The organism is Kitasatospora sp. NPDC007106 (assembly GCF_040634455.1).
Taxonomy (GTDB): Bacteria; Actinomycetota; Actinomycetes; order Streptomycetales; family Streptomycetaceae; genus Kitasatospora; species Kitasatospora arboriphila.
On the sequence record NZ_JBEYFP010000709.1, the window covers coordinates 1 to 3,008 of the forward strand.

3 protein-coding genes are annotated in these 3,008 nt (G+C 71.5%); 2 read left to right on the forward strand and 1 reads right to left on the reverse strand.

The window, feature by feature from the left end:
• Nucleotides 1-1,353 (forward strand): ATP-binding protein (locus ABZ641_RS31165; RefSeq protein ID WP_359987224.1); only part of this gene is annotated, 1,353 nt, incomplete at its 5' end.
• Complete coding sequence (locus ABZ641_RS31170; RefSeq protein WP_359987227.1) at nt 1,350-2,024, forward strand: response regulator; 675 nt, start codon at nt 1,350-1,352, stop codon at nt 2,022-2,024. The genes ABZ641_RS31165 and ABZ641_RS31170, both read left to right, overlap by 4 nt.
• A 312-nt stretch (nt 2,025-2,336) precedes the next feature.
• On the opposite strand, the gene ABZ641_RS31175 is transcribed toward ABZ641_RS31170, so the two are convergent.
• Nucleotides 2,337-3,008: pirin-like C-terminal cupin domain-containing protein (locus tag ABZ641_RS31175; RefSeq protein WP_359987230.1), on the reverse strand; the 672-nt coding region annotated here is incomplete at its 5' end.

Sequence of the window (3,008 nt, forward strand, 5' to 3'; positions counted from 1 at the left end):
CAGCTGAGAAAGGATCACGGTCAGCTGACGGGGTCGCTCAACCTCACCACCGTGGCCCTGATCTTCCAACTCGGTGTGGTGGCCGTCGCATTGCTCGGCGGAGCAACCTCCGCGCTGCTGGCCTCGCTGGTCGCCTCACTGCTGCTCAACTACTACTTCATCCCGCCCGTCCACACGTTCACCATCGCCGAGCCCAACAACGCCATCGCGCTGGTGGTGTTCGCCGCGGTCGCGCTCACCGTCTCCACCGTGGTCGACCGCGCCACCCGGCTCACCGCCCGGGCAGCCAGGGCGACCGCCGAGGCCGAGACCCTCTCCACCCTTGCCGGCAGCGTATTGCGCGGGGCCGACGCCCTGCCCGCCCTGCTGGAGAAGACCCGCACCGCCTTCGCCCTCGACTCCGTCGCCCTCCTCGACCGGCGCAGCGGCGAGACCCTCGGCCGCAGTGACAGCGACGGCGCACCGGCCCCGGACCGCACGGTCACCGAAGTCCCGGTCGGACCGGAGGCGTTGTTGATCCTCGCCGGGCGCAGGCTGCCCGCCGCCGACCAGCGGGTGCTCACCGCGTTCGCCGCCCACATCGCCGCCGCCCTGGAACGCGACCGGCTCGCCACCGTCGCCGCCGAGATCGAACCGATCAAGGCCGCCGACAGGATGCGCACCGCCCTGCTCGCCGCCGTCAGCCACGACCTGCGCACCCCGCTCGCCGCCGCCCTCGCCGCCGTCGGCTCGCTACGCAGTGCCGAGGTGGAGTTCGCCCCCGAGGACCAGGCCGAACTCCTCGACATGGCCGACGAGTCACTCGTCAAACTCACCCGCCTCGTCGACAACCTGCTCGACATGAGTCGGCTCCAGGCCGGCGTGCTCACCCTGCACCTGGAATCCACCCCGCTGGACGAGGTGCTGCGGCGCGCGATGGACTCCCTCGCCCGGCCGGACGCCCCCGTCCAACCGCTGGATCTGGACACCGTGCCACCGGTGCTCGCCGACGTGCCGCTGCTCGAACGGGTGCTGGCCAACGTGATCACCAACGCCCTCAGGTACAACGCCCCGGGCGCACCCGTCCTGGTCGCCGCCAGCCACCACCGCGGACGGGTGGAGGTCCGGGTCGTCGACCGCGGCCCGGGCATTCCCTTCGCGGACCGCGACCGGGTCTTCCTGCCGTTCCAGCGCCTCGGCGACAACGACAACACCACCGGTGTCGGCCTCGGCCTCGCCCTCTCCCGCGGCCTTGCCGAAGCCATGGGCGGCTCCCTGGAGGTCGAGGACACCCCCGGAGGCGGCACCACCATGCTCCTCACCCTGCCCGCATCCCAGGCGGCCGACCCGACGGACGGAGGTGTCGCGGCATGAGCCACATCCTGGTGGTGGACGACGAACCGGCGCTGCTGCGCACGCTGAAGATCAATCTGCACGCCAGGCGCTACTCCGTACTGACCGCCGCCACCGGACAGCAGGCTCTCGACGCCGTGGGCCGCGGCAGCCCCGACGCCGTCGTGCTCGACCTGGGCCTGCCCGACTTCGACGGCGTGGACATCATCCGGGGCCTGCGGGCCTCACTCTCGGTGCCGATCATCGTGCTGTCCGGCCGCAGCGGGGTCGACGACCGGATCAGCGCCCTGGACGCCGGGGCGGACGACTACCTGACCAAGCCCTTCGTGGTGGACGAACTCTTCGCCAGGCTCCGCGCGGTGCTGCGACGATCCGCCGGCCTCGCGCCGCCGCTCAGCGTCGTCCTCGGCGACCACGTGATCGACACGGCCGCGAACACCGTCACAGGCCCGGACGGACCCGTGCGGCTCACCCCCACGGAGTGGCACATCCTCAAGCTGCTGCTCGCGGCGCCCGGCCGCCTGGTGCCGGGCAAGGAGATCCTGCGCGAGGTGTGGGGCCCCGAGGCCGAGGACCGCGGAAACTATCTGCGGGTCTACCCCGGCGGCCTGCGCCGCAAGCTCGAACCCGATCCCACCCGCCCCCGCCACCTGATCACCGAACCGGGCATCGGCTACCGGTACCAGCCCTGAACCGGGCGATGCCCGCCCATTCCGGATCAAGGAGCCGTCAAGATCGGTGCGGACAGCGCCAGGAACGCGTCAGGAAGGCCGGGAGCCGTCCCCTCCGCCGACTTCTGCTTCGTCCTCAGCGACATGGACGCCGAGGTGGCCAACCTGCTGCTGCTCGGCGCAGACCCCGACCAAGAATCCCTGCCACGGGGCTGCGCGTCTGCCAGGCGGTGATCACGGCGCCGAGGAGCCTTCGCCGCTCGGCGCCGCGAGGCCTTCCGGCCTTCCCTGACTGCCTGGATCGCCTGTGCGATCGGTGATTGTTTTCGCAGGTCAGCGTACTCGTCCGCGGGGCTTCAGCGGGGTCACCGGCAGCTGCGGGGCATGCAGCCGGGCACCGTCGTAGCCGTGTACTTCGCCGAAGCGCGTGCCCTTCTCCCAGTCGTTTCGTGCCTGTGCGATCTCCTCACCGGATCGGCCGATGAAGTTCCACCACATGACGAGCTCCTCCTCGAAGGGTTCACCGCCGAGGAGCAGGACCGAGCCGTCCGTGACGGCGCGTAGCGGGAGTTCACGGCGGTCGGTCCCCAGGTAGAGCATCGAGCCGGGCTCCAGCCGGACGCCGTCGACCTCGGTGAGGCCGCTCATGGTGAGCACCGCGTACTCGAAGTGGGGCTCGACCGGCAGACGGACCTCGGTGCCCTCGCGGAGCGTCAGGTCGGCGCCGACCAGCGGGGTGTGGATGGTGCCGGGGGAGCGGACGCCGTCGAGTTCGCCGAGGATCACCGTCGCGTCGAGGCCGCCGCCGAGGTCGGTCACCCTGGGCAGGTCGGGGTGGTGTTCGAAGGCGGGTTCGGTGTGGCGGTGGGCGTCGGGCAGGGCGACCCAGAGCTGGGCGCCGTGCAGCAGCCGGGCATGCTCGCGGGGTGATTCCTCGGAGTGCGAGATGGCCCGGCCCGAGGTCATCAGGCCGAGTTCGCGCGGCCGGACGGTCTGCAGGCTGCC

Excerpts from the sequence above, each read along its gene's own strand:
- ABZ641_RS31170 (WP_359987227.1), top strand. The coding sequence starts at position 1,350 with ATGAGCCACATCCTGGTGGTGGACGACGAACCGGCGCTGCTGCGCACG.